Below are 17,734 nucleotides of genomic sequence, written 5' to 3' on the forward strand. Positions count from 1 at the left end.
CGATTCCGGGGCCGCGGGCCTTCCGACCGCACCGTCAGTACCCCTCGTCCCCGAACGCCAGCGACTCGTTCGCCATTGCCAGCCCGACGGCGACGGCCAGCGCGACGAGCGTGGGCACGGCCACGACCGCGAACCGCACCCGCGGGGACAGCCGGTCCACGGCCGGGACGAGGCCGACGAGCGCCAACAGCGGGGCCACGGCCGGGAGCACGAACGCCGCCGTCGGCACGTTGCTGTACGTCTCGTACTGGCCGGCGACGAGCGTGCCGGTCAGCAGGAACGCCGCGCCGGGGAACACCGCCCCCGCGTCCCCCTTCGTGACGGCAGCGACGGCCGCGACCCCGAACAGGCACATCCCGCCGAGGGACGCCACGTCGAGCAGGGACTTCGAGTGCGCGTGGATGATGACCGTGCCGCCGGCCATCAGCGCCGAGCCGAGCAGGAACGGCGTCAGCGCGCCGGGCCGCTTCTCGCTGAGCTTCATCAGGCCGAAGCCGACGGCCGCGGTCACAATTATGAACGCCAACACCAGGAGCGGGATCGCGTGCCACTCCGGTTTCGACAGGTAGTCCTTCGGCAGCACACGCAGCACGGCCATCACCGCGACGAACGCCCACAACGAGTGCCCGACGGCCGGCCGCTTCAGCGTGTGAATCAGGACGCCCGCGAGTGCGCCGACGGCCGCGAGCCACGGCAGCCACGTGAGCCGCTTGTCGGTCGGCTGCCAGTTCGGGTTCAAATTGACCTGGTAGTTCCCGACCGCTAGGGCGGCGGTCAGCGCGACGACGGCCGCGACGGAGGCGGACGACTTGCCGAAGAGGAGGCGGGCGAAAACGAGCACGCCGACGCCGATCAGGAACGGCGGCCCGACGGTCTCCCGGAGGGCCTCCACCACGATCGGGGTCGGCGGCAGTGGCATGGTTACTTCTTCGCGGACACGTCAACCTTCAGCGCCACGTCCTTGTCGATCTTCCCCTCGCCGTAGGTCATGCCGAACGCCGTGCGGTCGATCTTGAACTCGGCCTTAAGGGTGAACGTCTCGCCGGTCGTGATCTCGGCCGGGAAGTGGATCTCCTGCTCCTTGCCGAGCAGCGTCAGCTTGCCGTGGACGGTGTGGCCCTTGTCGGTCTTCTCGATCTTCGTCGTGGTGAACTTCGCGGTCGGGTGGTCCTTGACGGCGAAGAAGTCGCCGGCCTTCAGGTGGCCGGTCAGCTTCTCGTCGTCCGAGTAGAGGGAGTTGGTGTCGATGGTCACGTCGATCTTCCACCCGCCGTCGTTGGTGACCGTGCCGTCGAGCTTCTTGAACCCGCCGACGTGCTTGCCGTCCTTCTTCGTGCCGGTGAACTCGACCTTCGTGTTGTCGCCGTCGAGCTTGTACTTGTCGGCCGCCGCGGCGGACCCGGAGACCAGAACCGCCACCGCCAGCGCGAACAGAACCCGGACCATGTGCGAACTCCTAACGGGGAACGAGACGTGAGGGGAATACCCAGGGCGGGCCGCCGGCCTTACACCGGCGGCCGGGGGATAGTGTAGCGAAGCCTCGGTAGAGGTTCTGTGAAATCACAACCCTGGGACCGCGGGCGTCTCGCCCGCCGCGGCCCCAAGCCACTTGAGACAGGTTCCCGTTGTCGTGAAGGTGGGCGGGCGGGACGCCCGCGGTCCCAGGGAACTACGTACCCCACCGTTCCACCAACTCCTCCGACACCCCGAGCTGGTCGCAGATGCGGCCGACCACGAAGTCCACCATCTCGCTCACGCTCGTCGGTCGCGTGTAGAACGCCGGCATCGCCGGCAACACCACCGCCCCCGCCTCCGTGACCGCGGTCATGTTCCGCAGCTGCACCAACCCCAGCGGCGTCTCCCGCGGCACGAGAATCAACTTCCGCCGCTCCTTCAGGTGAACGTCGGCGGCGCGGTGGATCAGATTCTCCGATTGGCCGTGCGCGATGGCCGCGAGCGTGCCCATGCTGCACGGGCAGATCACCATGCCGCCGGTCAGGAACGACCCGCTCGCGATCCCGGCCTGGAAGTTCCGGAAGTGGTGGTAGCGCAACCGCCCCGTCGGGGTCGAATCGCCGAGCAACTGCGCCGGGTCGAACCGGTCGAGCGCGATCGTTCGGCCGACCTCCCGCTCGAACACCTCGACGGCCGCCGGACTGATCGTCAGGTGTACCGTGCGGCCGGCGCGGAGCAGTACGTCGAGCAACCGCACGGCATACGGCGACCCGCTCGCGCCCGTCACCGCCACCACCAGATCGCTCGCGGCCACGACATTCTCCTCGCTCGCGGGAAATCTTTCGCCCTATCTCCTTCGGTACGAACGCGATCTTCGCCACGTTCGGATTTATCGGTTGCCTCGCGCGCGCCCGGCGACTAAGATTTGCGAACCCACGGACGGGACGACCGGCACGGAAGCCCACTTTACCCCCGGTCCCGCCATGTCGGACGAGCCACAATTCGGCTCGAATTCGGGCATTCCCGCCGCGCTCCGCGACCACCTCAAGCTCGCCCTCGTCCCCGGCCTCGGTCCGAAACTCACCGCCGCCCTGCTCGACCGGTTCGGCTCCCCGGCCGCGATCCTGACCGCCACCGCGAGCCAGCTGCTGGCCGTCCCGCTGATCGGCGACAAGCTCGCGTCGTCGTTCGCCTCGGCGTTCCGCACCGCCGATGTTGAAACCGAAATCCGACTCCTCGTGCAACACCATGTGGAAGCCGTCGTCCTCGGCGAGCGGGGCTACCCCCAACGACTGACCACGCTCGTGAACGCGCCGTCGTTGTTGTACCTCCGCGGCACGCTGACGGACGCGGACGCGAACGCCGTCGGCATCGTCGGGTCGCGGGCCTGCACGAGTTACGGGAAGCGGATCGCGGAGCGGATCGCCGGCGGCCTGGCGCGGGCCGGGTGGACGGTCATCTCCGGCCTCGCCCGCGGGATCGACGGCGCGGCCCACCGCGGGGCACTCGACGCCGGCGGGCGGACGCTCGCGGTGCTGGCCGGCGGGCTGGCGAAAATATATCCGCCGGAGCATGCCGGCCTCGCGGACGAAGTTTCCAAGCAGGGTTGCCTCATCTCCGAGACGCCGATGTCGGTGCAACCGCAGCCGGGGATGTTCCCGGCCCGCAACCGCATCATCAGCGGCCTGTCGCGGGCCGTCGTGGTGGTCGAGGCGAACGTCAAGAGCGGGGCGCTCATCACCGTCGATCACGCGGCGGAGCAGGGGCGGGAGGTGTTCGTCGTGCCCGGCCCGGTGGACAGCCCGGCGAGCGCCGGCTGCCTGGAGTTGATCCGCAAGGGGGCGAAGTTGGTCCGCGACGCGGACGACATCCTCGAAGACCTCCGCGGCATCGCCCCGCCGGACCCGCCGCCGGCCCGCAAGGCCGCGGCCCCGTCGCCGACGCTGTTCGACCCGCCGGCCCCGACGAACCTCGACCCGGTGCAGCAACAAGTCTGGGACGCGCTCGACGGCCCGCCGCGGCACGCGGACGAGTTGAGCCGCGCGACCGGCACGCCGATTCATGCGCTGCCGGGCGTGCTGATGCAGTTGGAACTGAAGAAGCTCATCCGCCGGCTACCGGGGAACCTGTACGAGCGCCGCCGGTCGTAAAACAATATTCACCGCAGAGACACAGAGTGCGCAGAGGAAAGACGAGAAGAGAAACCCGAATTCAAAAGACCAAGAGATATGACAACAGAGGAAAGAGAAACACCGCTGTCTCTTCTGAACTCTGACTTCTGATCTCTTCTTGTCTCTGCGTTCTCTGCGTCTCTGCGGTGAACTTCTTCTCGGAGCCACCCATGCCGCCGCCGGACCGCGTGCTCGCGACGCTCCGCCGGGCCGTCGAGTTGGTGCGGGCCACGCCCGGCCGCGTCGGGCGGCTCGTCCACCTCCAGAACTGCGACGACGTGCTCGTCGCCGGCGACCTGCACGGCCACGTCCCGAACTTCCAGGCCGTCTGGAAGCTCGCCGACCTCGCGAACCAGAAGCGACGCCACATGGTTCTACAAGAACTCATCCACGGCAAGTTCCCGTACCCGAACGGCGGCGAGAAGTCGCACCAGCTCGTGGACCTGTTCGCGATGGCGAAGACGCAGTTCCCGGACCGCGTCCACTACTTGCCGGGCAACCACGAGATGGGCCAGTGGACCGGGCGGAAGATCATGAAGGGCGACGACGACCTGAACGAGCAGTTCCGCCGCGGCGTCCTGACGGCCTACGGCCCGGCGGCGATGCCGGACATCTACCGGGCGTACATGGAGCTGTTCCAGGCGTGTCCGCTAGGGCTGCTGACGCCGAACCACGTCTTCATGAGCCACACGTCGATCCCGGCGAAGAACCTGGGTAGCTTCCTCGTGTCGCAGTTGGAGAAGGAGACCTATGAGGAGCGCGACCTCCAACCCGGCGGGTACGTGTACGGCATCCTGTGGGGCCGGGATACGTCGGCGGAGAACACGGCCGCGTTCCTGCAACGGGTCGGGGCGGACCTGCTGGTGACCGGGCACATCCCGGCGGACGAGGGGTTCACCGTCCCGAACCCGCAGCAGGTGACGCTCGACTGCTCCACGTCGCCGGGCGGGTACGTGCTGTTCCCGGCGACCGCGCCGCTGACGCACGAGCAACTGGTCGCGTGCGTCGGGGTGGTGTGAACGCGAACTATATAGCCGCCGGCTTGCCGGCGGGGTTTTACCACCCCTCAAACCCCGCCGGCAAGCCGGCGGCTATATAGGGGTGACTTCTGCGGTGAATGAATCATGTCGTCCCCATGGCTGAATCGCACGGTCGTCGGCGCGGGCCTCACCAGCTTCCTCGCGGACGTGGGGTACGAACTCGCGACGGCCCTGCTGCCGTCGTTCCTGCTCGTCCTCGGGCTGCCGGCCGGGTACGCGGCGTCGGTCCTCGGCGCGATCGAGGCGGCGGCCGAGTTCCTGTCGAACGCGGCGAAGCTGGTCGTCGGCTGGTGGAGCGACCGGATCGGCCGGCGGAAGGCACTCGTCGTCTTCGGGTACGCGCTGACCGGGTCCGCGTTCGCGCTGTGCGCCGTCGCCGCGGCGTGGCCGCTGGTGTTGGCCGCGAAGTCCCTGGCTTGGCTGGGCAAGGGCATCCGCGGCCCGCTGCGGAACGCGATCATCACCGACGCCGTGGACCCGGCCCACCGTGGCAAGGCGTTCGGCTTCCACCGCGCCGGCGACACGCTCGGGGCCGTGCTCGGGCCGCTGATCGCGGCGTGGCTGCTGTGGCAGATTCCGTTGCCGAACGCCCCGAACTACGACCCGCGCGGCACGTATTCGTCGGCGTTCTGGCTGACGCTCCTCCCCGGCCTCGGCGCGGCGGTCACGTTCTGGCTGCTGGTCCGCGAGCAGCGGTTCACGCCGAAACCGGGATTGAGACTTGGGGCGGCCATCGAGCAACTGCCGCGGAGCTACGTTCGGTTCTTGGTTCCCGTCGGGCTGTTCGGGCTAGGGGATTTTTCTCACGTCCTGTTGATGTTGAGCGCGATCCAACACTTCCAAGTCGAGGTGCGGGGCGACTACTGGGGCGGGCCGAACGTGTTCACGCCCGAAACTCTCAACCGGGCGATCGCCGCCATCTTGCTGTACTCGTGGCGGAACGTCTGTCAGGCCGTCGCCGCGTTCCCCGCCGGGGCGCTCGGCGACCGCATCGGCCACCGGAAGATGCTGCTCGTCGGCTACGGGCTGGGCGCGTTCACCATGTTGGGTTTCGTCTGGCTCATCAACACGAACCCCGGCTGGTGGCTCGGCTGGATCGCGCTGTTCGCCCTCGCCGGGGTGTACATGGCGATCCAGGAGGCGCTCGAGCCGGCGATCGTCGCGGAACTCGTGCCGGACAAGCAGTTGCACGGCACGGCCTACGGCGTCCTCGCCGTCGTCAACGGCCTCGGCGACGTGGGGGCGAGCCTCCTCGTCGGATGGCTCGTGCTCGCGTTCGGCTGGGGCGTCGGACTGACCTACGCGGCCGCGATGATGCTCGTCGGGGCGGTCGTGCTGGCGGCGCGGAAGTGATCGCAAGCCCGGCCGGCCTACGCCCCGGCCGGTTTGAACGTCGCGGCGAGCCGCTTCAGCCCTTCTTCGAGACTCACCTTCGGCTCGTACCCCAGGTCCCGCTTAGCCGCGGAGATGTCGTACCAGTGCGAGGTCGAGAGCTGCTTCGCCACGAACAGCGTCATCGCCGGCTCGCCGGCGATGTTGAACAGGCCGTACAGGTTTTCCATCATCCGCCCGCCCAGCCGGGCCAGCCACGCGGGGACGCCCTTCGTCACCGGCGGCACGCCGGCGTCGGCCAGGATGCGGTTCAGGAAGTCCCACATCACCACCGGCTCGCCGTTGCTGATGAAGTACGCCTTCCCCGCGACGGGCGAACCCACGTCCAGCTTGTCCGCGGCCAGGACGTGCGCGTCGGCCGCGTTGTCCACGTAGGTCACGTCCACCTTGATCTCGCGGCTACCGATCCGCTTCAACTTGCCGAGCTTCGCCCGGTTGAGCAACCGTGGGATGAGGTGCGGGTCGCCCGGCCCCCAGATCAGGTGCGGCCGCAGCGCCACGGTCGCCAACTCCGTCCCGTTCGCGGCCAGCACCGCCCGCTCGGCCTTCGCCTTCGTTTCCGGGTAGTACGAGTCGAAGTGCTTCGCGTACGGCAGCGACTCGTCGCCGCCCTCGATGTCGTCGCCGGCGTGGACGACGCTCGGCGTGCTGGTGTAGACGAGCTTCCGCACGCCCTGCGTCCGACACGCGGCGAGGACGTTCTCCGTGCCGGTGAAGTTCGTGGCGAGGTAGTCGGCGTACCGGCCCCAAACGCCGGCCTTCGCCGCGACGTGGATGACCACGTCGCACCCGGCGACGGCCTGCTCCACGGCCGTCGTGTCCGTCAGGTCGCCGAGCCGCTGTTGGACGCCGATCTCGTCGAGCCACGAGTACCGGGACCGGGTGAACGAGATCGGCGTGTCGCCGCGGGCCGCCAGCGCCCGCACGACCGCCCCGCCAAGAAACCCGCCGCCGCCGGTGACGAGGGCCTTCATGCGGCCCCCTTGCCCGGCGTCGTTCGACGCCGGGCTTTCAGTTTTTGGGCCGCCCACGCGGCCAACTTCTCGCGGAAGATTTTCGAGTTGTGCCGCACGTCCACGGGGAAACTCAGGCGGTCGTACTGGAGGAATGTGTCGATCCGCCGGGTGTGGGCGAACTTCTCGGCCTCGGCCCGCAGCACCGCCACCGCTTCCCGTCCCATCTTGGCCCAAGCCCCCGGCTCGAAACAAAGTACCGGGTACTGAGTACCCGGAACGCCGACGCCGACGAGTGCCGTGCGGCTCACCGCGTAAGTCAGGGCGTTGAAGATCGGCTCCACCATGTCCGTGAACAGCGTCCCCTCCGGCGTCACGACGCGGTGCGACTTTCGGCCGCAGAACCAGAGCCGGCCGCGGTCGTCGAAGTAGCCCACGTCGCCCATGCGGTGCAGCACGTCGCCCGTCGTCGGGTCGGTGATCTTCGCCAGCTGCGTCGCCGCGTCGCGGTTGTGGTACCGCCTCGTCACGACCGGCCCCCGCACCACGATCTCGCCGACCTCGCCGGGCGGCACGCAGAGTGATTCGTCCCACTCGGCGATTGCTTCGTCCGAGATGCGGATGACCCGCACCGTCATTCCCGCGACCGGCCGGCCGATACAGATGCCGTGCCCGCGGTCGGTCAGTGCCCGCGTCTCCCTCAGGATTTCACGGCTGCCGACGTTCGCCACCGGCAGCGCCTCGGTCGCCCCGTAGGGCGTGAACACCTCCACGCCGGGCGGGATCAGCCGGGCGAAACGTTCCAGGTCCACGGCCGTCGCCGGCGCGCCGGCGGAGATCACCCGCTTCAGCGTCGGGAACCGCGGCGGGCCGCTCCGATGTACGCCGTCCGCGTCGGCCGCCGGGGCCGGGCGGGGCTTCTTCCAGCCTTGTAGTCCCCACACCCCGAACGCCTTCAGCACGGCCGGCGAGCCGAAGAAGTTCGTCACGCCGAACCGGGCAATGTCCGGCGCGACCCGCCGCGGGTCGATCCACGCCGGTCGCGAGAAGTTCATGTCGGGGATTACGCACGTCATGCCGAGGGCCGGGCCGAACAGGGCGAACAACGGGAATGTACACAGATCGACCTCGCCGGGGGCGATCCCGTACTCGGCTTTCAGCATCTCGACCTGCGCGGCGAAGATGCCATGCGTATAGACCGCCCCCTTTGCCACCCCCGTGCTGCCGCTGGTGAACAGGATGGCGGCCGCGTCTTCCACATCGACGTTCGGCGGAACGTACCCGGCCGCGGCCTTCGGAATGAGAGGAAGTTCCCGACTCGACCGCGTGCAGAAGAACCGCCAGTTCCCGACGTTGACGGTCGTGCGGACGGTGCGGCGGCCCCAGCCGAGCAGCCGCCGGGCGAGGTGCGCCTTCGGGACGCCGACGAACGCCTCCGGCTCCGCCTCGCCGAGGCAGACGCCGAGGTTCTTCACCCCCATGCCGGGGTCGATCAGCACCGGCACGGCCGCGGCCTTGAGCAGCGCGAACGTCAGCGCGAAGAAGTCCGGCGACGGCGGGACCATGAGCGCCACCCGCGTGCCCCGGCCGACGCCGACGGCGTTCAGCCCGGCCGCGAGCGCGTCCGTGTGCTCGTGCAGCTGGCGGAACGTCACCGCCGTGCCGCCGCGGGGGAAGTGGATCGCCGGGCGGTCCGGGTCGGCCGCCGCCATGCGGGCGAGGTGGCCCGCCACGTTCACGTTCGCCATGCCGTCAATCGTATCGGTTCCGAAGTTGCAGGTTATTCCGTGCCGGCTTTCGCCCGGTTTTTCCAACCGCTTTACACCGCCGCGACCGGCGTGATAGCATAGGCGACATCATCGTTCCCCCCGGTTCGTCCCCAGCGAGGCCCGGCATGCCACAAGTCCTCTCCCTCATCCTCGGCGGCGGCCGGGGGTCCCGGCTCTACCCCCTCACCAAGCAACGGGCCAAGCCGGCCGTCCCCGTCGGCGGCAAGTACCGGCTCATCGACATCCCCATCTCGAACTGCATCAACAGCAAGCTCAACACCATCTACGTGCTGACGCAGTTTCTGTCCGTCAGCCTTCACCGGCACATCTCGAACACGTACAAGTTCGACATGTTCAGCAAGGGGTTCGTCGAAATCCTCGCGGCCCAGCAAGCCTACGACGAGCACATCGGGTGGTATCAGGGCACGGCCGACGCGGTCCGGCAGAACATCGCGTACATCAACCGGGAGGAGCCGGACGAGGTGCTCATCCTGTCCGGCGACCAGCTCTACCGCATGGACTACCGGCAGCTGATCGACACGCACCGCAAGAGCAAGGCGGAGGTGACGATCGCGGCCATCCCCGTGCCGGAGAGCCAGACGGCCGGGTTCGGGCTGATGCGGATGGACGACACCGGCCGGGTGCTGAGCTTCACCGAGAAGCCGAAGACGGAGGCGGCCCGCAAGCCGTACTACACGCCGGCCGACTGGATCGAGAAGAAGGGCATCCCGTGCAACGGCCGGCACTACCTGGCGAACATGGGCATCTACCTGTTCAACACGAAGAAGCTGATCGAGATGCTGAACACGCCGGTCCCGGACAAGTTGCACAACGCGATGCTGTTGCCGCACGACTTCGGGTCGAACGTGTTCCCGAACCACGTCGCGGATCGCCACATCCAGGCCCACCTGTTCGACGGGTTCTGGGAAGACTTGGGGACGATCAAGAGCTACCACGAGACGAGCCTGGCGCTGGGCGACTCGAAGCCGCCGTTCGACTTCTTCAGCCCGGAGGGAACGATTTACACGCGGATGCGGAACCTCCCCGCGAGCCGGATCAACGGGGCCAAGCTCGACCGCGCGACGGTCTCCGACGGGTGCGTGATCGGGACCGGGAGCACGGTCGAGTACTGCTCCATCGGCGTGCGGAGCGTGGTCGGGGCGAACGTGCATTTGAAGAACGTGGTGATGATCGGCAGCGACGGGTTCGAGACGGCGGCGGACCTGGCGGAGAACAAGAAGCTCGGCCGGCCGGACCTGAACGTCGGCGAGGGGTGCAAGATCGAGCGGGCGCTGCTCGACAAGGACTGTCGGATCGGCCGCGGGGTGGTTATTCGGGACCACGAGAGCGACGTGGACTTCGACGACCCGGCCGGCCGGTACTACATCCGGGACGGGATCGTGTGCGTCCCGCGGGCCGGCGTGATCCCGGACGGGACGGTGATCTGACCGGTCGTTGACGGCCCGGCGGCCGGGTCGTAAGATTGGGTTGCCGCACCCATAGCTCAACTGGATAGAGCATCGGTCTACGGAACCGAAGGTTGTAGGTTCGAATCCTACTGGGTGTACTGCTGGCCGCAACGACGCACTTCGAGCGGCCCACTTTTCTTTCCCGCCTCTGTGGCCGTAAAGTTTTGCCCACCTCACCCCGCTCGTTGCCGACCACGTTGCGGCCAATCGGTCGTGCTTCTTTCGCCCGCGCCGGATACACTGACACCCCTCACCGCACCCACTCGCACGGAGTCTCCCGACGATGCCTGCCCTCCCCCGCAGCCGGTCGCTCGCCGCGGCGCTCGGCCTCCTCGCGCTCGGCCTGTTCGCCGCCTCCGACGCACTCTCCCAACAGAAGAAAAAAGACGCCGCCAAGAAGAAGCCCGAGCCGTCGATGCTCACGGCCGAGGAGTTCCTGAAGCCGAAGCCGCGGCCGAAGAAGGGCGACCTGCCGCCGAGTACGCTGCCGCTCCAGTTCGTGAAGGGCGAGCGGGTCGCGTTCGTCGGCAACACCACGGCCGAGCGGATGAGCCTGTACGGGCACTTCGAGACGATGCTCCTCCTGCGGCACAAGGACAAGGAACTGGTCGTCCGCAACTTCGCGTTCCCGGCCGACGAGGTGGGCGTCCGCCAGCGGTCGGCCGACTACACGAAGCTCGACGACCCGCTGTTCGCGTTCAACCCGGACACGTTCCTCTGCTTCTTCGGCTGGAACGAGTCGTTCAAGGGCAAGGACGGCGTCGCGAAGTTCAAGGCCGACTACGAGAAGTTCCTCGACGAGTACGCGGCGAAGTACCCGCGGGACGACGCGAAGTCACCGCCGCGGTTCGTGCTCGTGTCGCCGATCGCGTTCGAGAACACCGGCGACAAGTTCCTCCCGGACGGCAAGCAGGAGAACGCCAACCTCAAGCTCTACGCGGACGCGGTGAAGGCCGTCGCGGAGAAGCGGAAGCTCGCGTTCGTGGACATTTTTGCGCCGACGCTCGCCGCGTTCGAGAAGGGCGGCGGCAAGCTGACCGTCGGCGGCTTCCAGCTGAACGAGCAAGGGGACAAGGTGCTCGGCGAGGCGCTCGACGCTGCCCTGTTCGGCGCGAACGACTCGGCGGTGAAGCCCGGCACGTCCGAGTTCGAGAAGCTGCGGGCGGCGGTCAACGACAAGGCGTGGCATCACGCGCAGGACTATCGGATGGTCAACGGCTGGTACGTGTACGGCGGCCGCCGGACCTACGACACCGAGACGTTCCCCCGCGAGTACGTGAAGCTGCGGAACATGATCGCCGTGCGGGACCATTACGCCTGGGACATCGCCAACGGCAAGCAAGTCCCGGAGAAGCCGGACGACTCCAAGACGGGCGAACTCATCGTGCCGCCGACGCGGTTCGGCGGGCCGGACCGGGCGTACTCCGAGAACCCGCCGCAGATGGGGCCGAACATCGCCCCGCCGCCGGAACTCATCAAGGGGGCCCGCGTGCCGCCCGGCTTCAAGCTGGAACTGTTCGCCGATGAAAAGATGTTCCCGGAGCTGGCCAGCCCGGTGCAACTGAACTTCGACAACAAGGGCCGGCTGTGGGTGTCGTGCATGCCGACGTACCCGCAGTGGCGGCCGGGCGACCCGCGGCCGAACGACAGGCTCATCATCCTCGAAGACACCGACCGCGACGGCAAGGCCGACAAGTGCAAGGTCTTCTACGACAAACTCCAGTGCCCGACCGGGTTCGAGTTCCACAACGGCGGCGTCCTCGTCGTCGATCAGCCGCGGCTGTTGTTCCTCAAGGACGTTGACGGCGACGACAAGGCGGACGAGGTCACGTACCTGCTGGACGGGTGGGCGACGGACGACACGCACCACACGTGCGGGGCGTGGGAGTGGAGCCACGGCGGGCTGTTGCACATGCTGGAAGGGATCGCGACCAGCACGACGCTCGAAACCCCGTGGGGGCCGCACCGCAGCCAGGGGACCGGCGGGGCCTACGTCCTGGACCCGCGGTCGCTGCGGATCAACCAGTTCGCGCTGCCGGGCATGGCGAACATGTGGTGCTACGTGTTCGACGAGTGGGGCCAGGGGATTGTCGGCGACGGGACGACGCCGAACCAGACGTGGGACGTGCCGCTCTCCGGCAAGCAGTTCGGCGGGCGGAAGGGGTTGCAGTTTATCCTGCCGAACGGCGTGCGGCCGAACCTCGGCACGGAATGGCTCGTCAGCCGGGCGCTGCCGGACGACGTGCAGAAGCACCTGACGTACGCGTGCGTCATCCAGATGAACGGGCTGACGCACTACGCGATCCGCGACGACGGGGCCGGGTTCATGGGCGAGCGGCTGAAGGCAAAGGAGGGCGGCTGGGACGACCTCGTGCGGTCGCCGGACAAGCACTTCCGCCCGGCCGACCCCCAGGTCGGGCCGGACGGCGCGCTCTACTTCGGCGACTGGGCCAGCCCGCTGATCGGGCACATGCAGTACAGCCAGCGGGACCCGAACCGCAACCACACGAAGGGCCGCGTCTATCGGCTCGTCGGCGCGGACAAGCAACCGGTTCAGCCTGCGACGCAGGCCGGGAAGCCGGTGGCGGAAATCTTAGAGCAGTTTCGCGAGTACGAGTGGCGGACCCGCTACCGCGCCCGCCGGGAACTGCACGACCGCCCCGCCGCCGAGGTGCTGCCGGTCGTGGCCGCGTGGGTGAAGAAGCTGGACAACGGCGACCCGATCTACGAACGGCTGTGCTGCGAGGCGCTGTGGATTCAGCAGTCGCACCACGCGATTGATGTCGCGCTGTTGGACGAAGTGCTGGCGGCGAAGAGTCATCAAGCGCGGTCGGCCGCGGTTCACATCCTCGCGGACGAGCGGGACCGCATCCCCGGCGCGCTGGAGCGGTTCAAGAAGGCCGCGGCGGACGAAAGCCCGCGCGTGCGGACGGAAGCAGCCCGCGCCCTCAGCTTCTACCCGACGGCCGACGCGATGGCCGCGCTCGTCGGGATGACCGCCAAGCCGATGGACAACTGGGTGCGGTACACCGTCGAACACTCCCTCGGGGCGAACGAAAGCGTGTGGCGGGGCGACTACTTGAAGGGCACGCTGACGAAAGGTAACGCGACCGCGGGCAAGATGCTCGAAGACATTCTGGCCAGCGAAAAGCGCGGCGGCGGGGCGGCCCCGTGGCTGAAACTGCTGTTGAGCACGGAGCCGAAGTCGAAGGAAGAACGGTTCCAGGCGACGAAGGCCCTCGCCGGGATGAAGGGGAACCCGTCGAAGGGCCGCGAGGTGTTCCTGCGGAACTGCACCGCGTGCCACAAGATGGGCAACGGCGAGGGGAACGACTACGGCCCGAACATGGACAAGGTGGCGGACCGGCTGAAGACCCGCGAGAAGATCATCGAGTCGATCATCGACCCGAACGCGGAGGTGGACATGAAATACCTGTCCACCCGGATCGACCGGCTGAGCGGCGGCACGGTGAGCGGTTTGGTGGTGAGCGAGACGAAGAAGGAGGTCGTGATCTTCGACGGCAAGGAGAAGAAGACGATCCCGACGGACGACATCGACACGCGGACGGTGCTGAAGCAAAGCAGCATGCCGGAGGGCCAGGCCGGGACGATGGCCCCGGTGGAGTTCCTGGACCTGGTGGAGTACCTGTCCACGTTGAAGTAACTCGTTCCGCGGCGAGGAGCCGCGACCGCAAGGGAGCGATTGCCCGCGCTACCTTGCGGTCGCGGCTCCTCGCCCTCCAAACGGGGTAGGTTGTTTTTCACTTCGCCGGTACAATTCGCCATCGCGTTCGCGGACCCGGAGGAGCCGAACCGTGTGGCGACCCGTTCTCGTCCTGCTCGCCATTTCCTCCGTCGCCGCCGACGTGCCGACGGACCGCGCGGCCGCCCTCGCCACGTTCGGTGCGGCCCGCCTTCAACAACGGAAGGACAACACCGTCCAGGCCGTCAAGTCCCTCGAAGCGGCAGCGAAGCTGGACCCGGACGCGCTCGCCCCGAAGCGGGAACTCGTCACCGTCTACGCCGACCTCGGCCGCGACGCGGCCGCCATCCGCACGGCGAAGGCCGTCCTCGCCGCCGACCCACACGACGCGGACACGGCCCACCACCTCGCGAAGCTGCTGTTTGAAGTGAAGCGGTACGCCGAGGCTGCCGCCGCGATCACCGCGGCCCTCGACGGCCCACGGTTGGCCGACCGCGCCACGAAATCGCTCGCGATGCGGACCGACCTCGCCCGCTGCCGCGACCGCGCGAACGACTTCGCCGCCGAAGCCGCGTGGCGCGGCGTCCGCGACTTCCTCCGCACGGCCGAGGACCAGTTGCTCCGCGAAGGATTCAAGCAGGCGGAACTCGACCACGAATCCGCGTCCGCGTCCGAGAAGTTGGGGCACGCATTGCTCGCGCGGAAGAAGCCCGACGACGCGACGGCCGCGTTCCTTTCTGCCCGTGACCTGTTCGCCGACCCGAAGCGGGCGAACGACCCGGCCGCCGCGGCCCGGCTGCACCGCAACCTCGCGGACGTGGCCGCCGCCACCGGCGACGCCGCGACCGCCGTGAAGCACCTCGAACGCTACCTCGCGTTCAAGCCCCGCGACGTGCCGCCCTACGAAAAGTACGCCGAGCAGTTACGAAAGGCCGGGCAGAACCCCGTTGCGAAGTTGCAAGCGTTGCCCGAACCAGCGGCGAAGTGGGTCGCGCTCGCGGAGATGAGCCGTACGCCCGCGGGGTTCGGCAACGCCCACCCGGAGTTCGCCGACCTCGCGAAAGAGACGACCGACCCGGCGTTCTTCAAGCTGCTGGTGAAGACCTACGCGACCGCCGACAGCGGGTCCGGGCTGCTCGACATCGCCGACGCGCTAATGCCCCCGCCGGCGATGGAGCGGCCGAAGAAGCCGCCGGTCGTGCCGGCGGCGGACGCCGCGCGGCGGCAGGCGTTCGCGGCCGCGCTCGCCGCGCACCCGGAGGTCGCGGTGAAGATGGCCCGCGCGGCGCGGCTGTCGCCGGACGCGCGGCGGTCGCCCGAACTCTGGGACGTGCTCGCGTGGGCGTGCCAGCGGGCCGGGGACGCGCGGGAGGTCGAGGACGCGCTACGGGCGGCCCTGCGGGCGAACGACGCGCCGGCCGGGAACTTCCGCGCGTTCCAGCGGCTGCAGCGCCACCTGTACGCGCAACGGAAGTGGCAGGCGATCCTCGACCTGTGCAACGAGTCGCAGGACCTCGGCGGCGGCGTGCTGAACTACTACCGGGCCGCCCCGCTCGCGGAGTTGAACCAGCCGGAGGCGGCCCTGCGGGCCATCGCGAAGGCGGAGGGCGACAACGCGTTCGCGTCCCGGCGGGAGAAGATTCACGTCCTCGAAATCCTCGGCCGCCACGCCGACATGCTGAAGGAGTGCGACGCCGCGATGGACGAGTTCCGCTCGCCGGGCGAGGGACAGTCGCTCCGCTACCTGCGGGCGCAGGCGTTCCTCGGGTTGAAACGCTTCGCCGACGCGGAGGCGGAGCTGCGGGGCATCCTCGAAGAGGACGCGGACGACGTGCTGGCGCTCAACAACCTCGGGTACAACCTCGCGGACCAGAACCGCAAGCTCGACGAGGCGGAGCGGCTGATCCGCCGGGCCATCGAGATCGACACGGACGAGCGGGTGAAGGCCGGCGACCCGTCGCCGGACCACGCGGCCTACCTCGACAGCCTCGGCTGGGTGCTGTTCCGCCGCGGCCACCTGACGGCCGCCCGCGAGCAACTCGAGAAGGCGGCCGGGCTGGCCGACGGGCTAACGGACCCGACGATCTGGGACCACCTCGGCGACGTGACGTTCCGCCTCGGCGAAGCGAAGGCCGCGAAGGCCGCGTGGGCGAAGGCCGAGAAGCTGTACGCGACGACGCACCAGGGCCGCCAGCAGGGCCGACGCGAGGAGGTGGGGCGGAAGCTGAAGCTGGTGGAGTGATTCAAAGAATGGCCCGCAGATGACGCAGACTTCGACGCAGATGAAAACCGGATAAATCCAAAATCAATTCTTGGTTTCGATCCTCTTCATCTGCGCCGAAGTCCGCGTCATCTGCGGGCCATTCTTCATTTCTTGAACTGCGCCCGCAACTGTTTCACGGCGGAGTCCACGAGCTTCTCGCCGCTGCCCACCGCGCACCGCGCGGAGACCACCTCATAGGCCCCCTGCGGGTACGCCACCCGATTCGGCACGTACCCGATGCTGCCGTTCGCCAACTCCGCGACGACCGTGTTCTTGAACGGCGACGCGAACTTGATGTCCAGCCCGAGCTGCACGAAGATTTCGCCCGGCAGGCTCACGAACGCCACGTCGTCGCCGAGCGAGATCACCTGCACCTCGACGGCCAGCGGCTTGCCGAGGCGGTTCGTCACGTCCATCGCCTTGAACGCCTGCACCTGGTCGAGGAACTTCGGGGCCGGCTTCGCCTCCGCCTTCACTTGCTCGACGACCAGCTTCGCCGCCGCGTACTCGGCGTCCGTCACGTCCGCGAGCGGCAGGTCGATCATCTCGTGCGAGGCGCGGATCGCGTCCACGGCCGCGGGTTCGAGCCTTTCCCAGGTGCGGAGGACCTCGCCGGCCAGCCGCGTGCCGATGCGGGCCGCCTCGACGTGCCCCTTCTGCACGGCGGCGCTGTTCACGTTGATGTGGTTGATGTCCCCGGCCGTGCCGATGGTGAACAGCGTCACCACGCCGGCCCCCTTCGCCTTCGCGACGGCGTCGGAGACGGTCGCCGGGTAGTCGGCCGAGTAGTACAGCCCGCCGACCGTGTCGAGGTGCATGGCGAAGTTCACGTAGACCGCCAGCGGCTTGCCGTCGGCCGTCTCGACGCTCACGACCGGCACGGTCGGGTCGGTCGGCCCGGCCGGGCGGACGATCTTCGGGTTCTTCTTGCCAGGGTTCCAGCCGACGCTGCCGTCGAGCATGTGGAATCGGCGGTTGAACGCGAGGTCGTCCTCCTTGCCGATCCCGTGCCGGACGACCGCCGGGACCCGCGACACGTCGGCCTTCTTCACCGCGTCCGCGATCTTCTTCGGCAACTCGGCCATGTAGTCGATGGCGATCTTGGTGCCGCCGCCGAACGCCGCGTCGCGGGGCTTGCCGTCGGACAGCACCGGCCCGGTGTGGGAGTGCGTCGCCGAGATCATGACGTGCTTGCCGGGGATGCCGGTCCGCTCCTCGATCTGCTTGCGTGCCTCGGCCACCATGTTGAACGTCGTGGCAATCAGGTCGAGGCCGACGAGTGCGACGCGGACGCCGTCCTTCTCGAAGACGATGGCCTTCGCCAGGAGCGGGTCGTGCGTCCCCTCCGCGCCGCGGAGCGCGTAGTACCCGGCCATCGGGCAGCCGACCGGCGGCGTGATGTCTACCTGGGCGGCCCCGGCCGTCAACCCGGCGGCGCGGGCGGGGGCGGCGAGAAGCAAGAGCAAGAAGAAGATTCGCATGGCGGGTCCGAATGAAGGAAGGTGGGTCGATCATTCTC

12 protein-coding genes and 1 tRNA gene are annotated in these 17,734 nt (G+C 68.4%); 7 read left to right on the top strand and 6 right to left on the bottom strand.

Annotated elements, in window-relative coordinates:
- Positions 1 to 34 precede the first annotated feature (34 nt).
- From AC5JJ2_RS02540 to AC5JJ2_RS02550, 3 genes are all read right to left on the bottom strand, one after another.
- Entirely contained in the window at positions 35 to 919 is an 885-nt protein-coding gene (locus AC5JJ2_RS02540) for a hypothetical protein (RefSeq protein ID WP_495856387.1), read from the bottom strand.
- A 2-nt stretch (positions 920 to 921) separates the two neighbouring features.
- The gene (locus AC5JJ2_RS02545) at positions 922 to 1,446 is read right to left on the bottom strand and encodes a YceI family protein (RefSeq protein WP_495856388.1); all 525 of its coding nucleotides are present in this window, start codon (positions 1,444 to 1,446) and stop codon (positions 922 to 924) included.
- Positions 1,447 to 1,669: 223 nt separating this feature from the next.
- Positions 1,670 to 2,269, bottom strand: coding sequence for a UbiX family flavin prenyltransferase (locus tag AC5JJ2_RS02550; protein WP_495856389.1), 600 nt, complete (start codon positions 2,267 to 2,269; stop codon positions 1,670 to 1,672).
- 169 nt (positions 2,270 to 2,438) lie between these two features.
- Between AC5JJ2_RS02550 and dprA the strand changes: the two genes are divergently transcribed.
- From dprA to AC5JJ2_RS02565, 3 genes are all read left to right on the top strand, one after another.
- On the top strand, positions 2,439 to 3,605 hold the full coding sequence (dprA, locus tag AC5JJ2_RS02555) for a DNA-processing protein DprA (RefSeq protein ID WP_495856390.1): 1,167 nt from the start codon (positions 2,439 to 2,441) through the stop codon (positions 3,603 to 3,605).
- A gap of 191 nt (positions 3,606 to 3,796) precedes the next feature.
- On the top strand, positions 3,797 to 4,645 hold the full coding sequence (locus AC5JJ2_RS02560; protein WP_495856391.1) for a metallophosphoesterase: 849 nt from the start codon (positions 3,797 to 3,799) through the stop codon (positions 4,643 to 4,645).
- A 105-nt stretch (positions 4,646 to 4,750) separates the two neighbouring features.
- Positions 4,751 to 6,019 (top strand): MFS transporter, encoded by a 1,269-nt coding sequence (locus AC5JJ2_RS02565; RefSeq protein WP_495856392.1) that lies wholly within the window; start codon positions 4,751 to 4,753, stop codon positions 6,017 to 6,019.
- Between the two features lie 17 nt (positions 6,020 to 6,036).
- Here AC5JJ2_RS02565 and AC5JJ2_RS02570 read toward each other — a convergent pair whose 3' ends face one another.
- Positions 6,037 to 7,032 carry an NAD-dependent epimerase/dehydratase family protein gene (locus tag AC5JJ2_RS02570; protein ID WP_495856393.1) on the bottom strand — a complete coding sequence of 332 codons (996 nt, stop codon included), beginning with the start codon at positions 7,030 to 7,032 and terminating at the stop codon, positions 6,037 to 6,039.
- On the bottom strand, positions 7,029 to 8,759 hold the full coding sequence (locus AC5JJ2_RS02575; RefSeq protein ID WP_495856394.1) for a fatty acid CoA ligase family protein: 1,731 nt from the start codon (positions 8,757 to 8,759) through the stop codon (positions 7,029 to 7,031). The genes AC5JJ2_RS02570 and AC5JJ2_RS02575 overlap by 4 nt, the downstream gene beginning before the upstream one ends.
- 146 nt (positions 8,760 to 8,905) lie before the next feature.
- Between AC5JJ2_RS02575 and AC5JJ2_RS02580 the strand changes: the two genes are divergently transcribed.
- From AC5JJ2_RS02580 to AC5JJ2_RS02595, 4 genes are all read left to right on the top strand, one after another.
- The gene (locus tag AC5JJ2_RS02580) at positions 8,906 to 10,228 is read left to right on the top strand and encodes a glucose-1-phosphate adenylyltransferase (protein ID WP_495856395.1); all 1,323 of its coding nucleotides are present in this window, start codon (positions 8,906 to 8,908) and stop codon (positions 10,226 to 10,228) included.
- 45 nt (positions 10,229 to 10,273) lie between these two features.
- A tRNA-Arg gene (locus AC5JJ2_RS02585) sits at positions 10,274 to 10,347 on the top strand.
- Between the two features lie 185 nt (positions 10,348 to 10,532).
- Positions 10,533 to 13,913, top strand: coding sequence for a PVC-type heme-binding CxxCH protein (locus AC5JJ2_RS02590; protein WP_495856396.1), 3,381 nt, complete (start codon positions 10,533 to 10,535; stop codon positions 13,911 to 13,913).
- Between the two features lie 151 nt (positions 13,914 to 14,064).
- Positions 14,065 to 16,194 carry a tetratricopeptide repeat protein gene (locus AC5JJ2_RS02595; RefSeq protein ID WP_495856397.1) on the top strand — a complete coding sequence of 710 codons (2,130 nt, stop codon included), beginning with the start codon at positions 14,065 to 14,067 and terminating at the stop codon, positions 16,192 to 16,194.
- A 125-nt stretch (positions 16,195 to 16,319) separates the two neighbouring features.
- On the opposite strand, the gene AC5JJ2_RS02600 is transcribed toward AC5JJ2_RS02595, so the two are convergent.
- Positions 16,320 to 17,696 carry a hypothetical protein gene (locus AC5JJ2_RS02600; protein WP_495856398.1) on the bottom strand — a complete coding sequence of 459 codons (1,377 nt, stop codon included), beginning with the start codon at positions 17,694 to 17,696 and terminating at the stop codon, positions 16,320 to 16,322.
- Between the last annotated feature and the right edge of the window lie 38 nt (positions 17,697 to 17,734).

It is taken from the genome of Limnoglobus sp., from assembly GCF_059499385.1.

What these genes read in the sequence shown, in the direction of transcription:
- AC5JJ2_RS02540 (WP_495856387.1), bottom strand. Translation starts at nt 919, where the DNA reads ATGCCACTGCCGCCGACCCCGATCGTGGTGGAGGCCCTCCGGGAGACC.
- AC5JJ2_RS02545 (WP_495856388.1), bottom strand. Translation starts at nt 1,446, where the DNA reads ATGGTCCGGGTTCTGTTCGCGCTGGCGGTGGCGGTTCTGGTCTCCGGG.
- dprA (WP_495856390.1), top strand. Translation starts at nt 2,439, where the DNA reads ATGTCGGACGAGCCACAATTCGGCTCGAATTCGGGCATTCCCGCCGCG.
- AC5JJ2_RS02560 (WP_495856391.1), top strand. Translation starts at nt 3,797, where the DNA reads ATGCCGCCGCCGGACCGCGTGCTCGCGACGCTCCGCCGGGCCGTCGAG.
- AC5JJ2_RS02565 (WP_495856392.1), top strand. Translation starts at nt 4,751, where the DNA reads ATGTCGTCCCCATGGCTGAATCGCACGGTCGTCGGCGCGGGCCTCACC.
- AC5JJ2_RS02570 (WP_495856393.1), bottom strand. Translation starts at nt 7,032, where the DNA reads ATGAAGGCCCTCGTCACCGGCGGCGGCGGGTTTCTTGGCGGGGCGGTC.
- AC5JJ2_RS02575 (WP_495856394.1), bottom strand. Translation starts at nt 8,759, where the DNA reads ATGGCGAACGTGAACGTGGCGGGCCACCTCGCCCGCATGGCGGCGGCC.
- AC5JJ2_RS02580 (WP_495856395.1), top strand. Translation starts at nt 8,906, where the DNA reads ATGCCACAAGTCCTCTCCCTCATCCTCGGCGGCGGCCGGGGGTCCCGG.
- AC5JJ2_RS02590 (WP_495856396.1), top strand. Translation starts at nt 10,533, where the DNA reads ATGCCTGCCCTCCCCCGCAGCCGGTCGCTCGCCGCGGCGCTCGGCCTC.
- AC5JJ2_RS02600 (WP_495856398.1), bottom strand. Translation starts at nt 17,696, where the DNA reads ATGCGAATCTTCTTCTTGCTCTTGCTTCTCGCCGCCCCCGCCCGCGCC.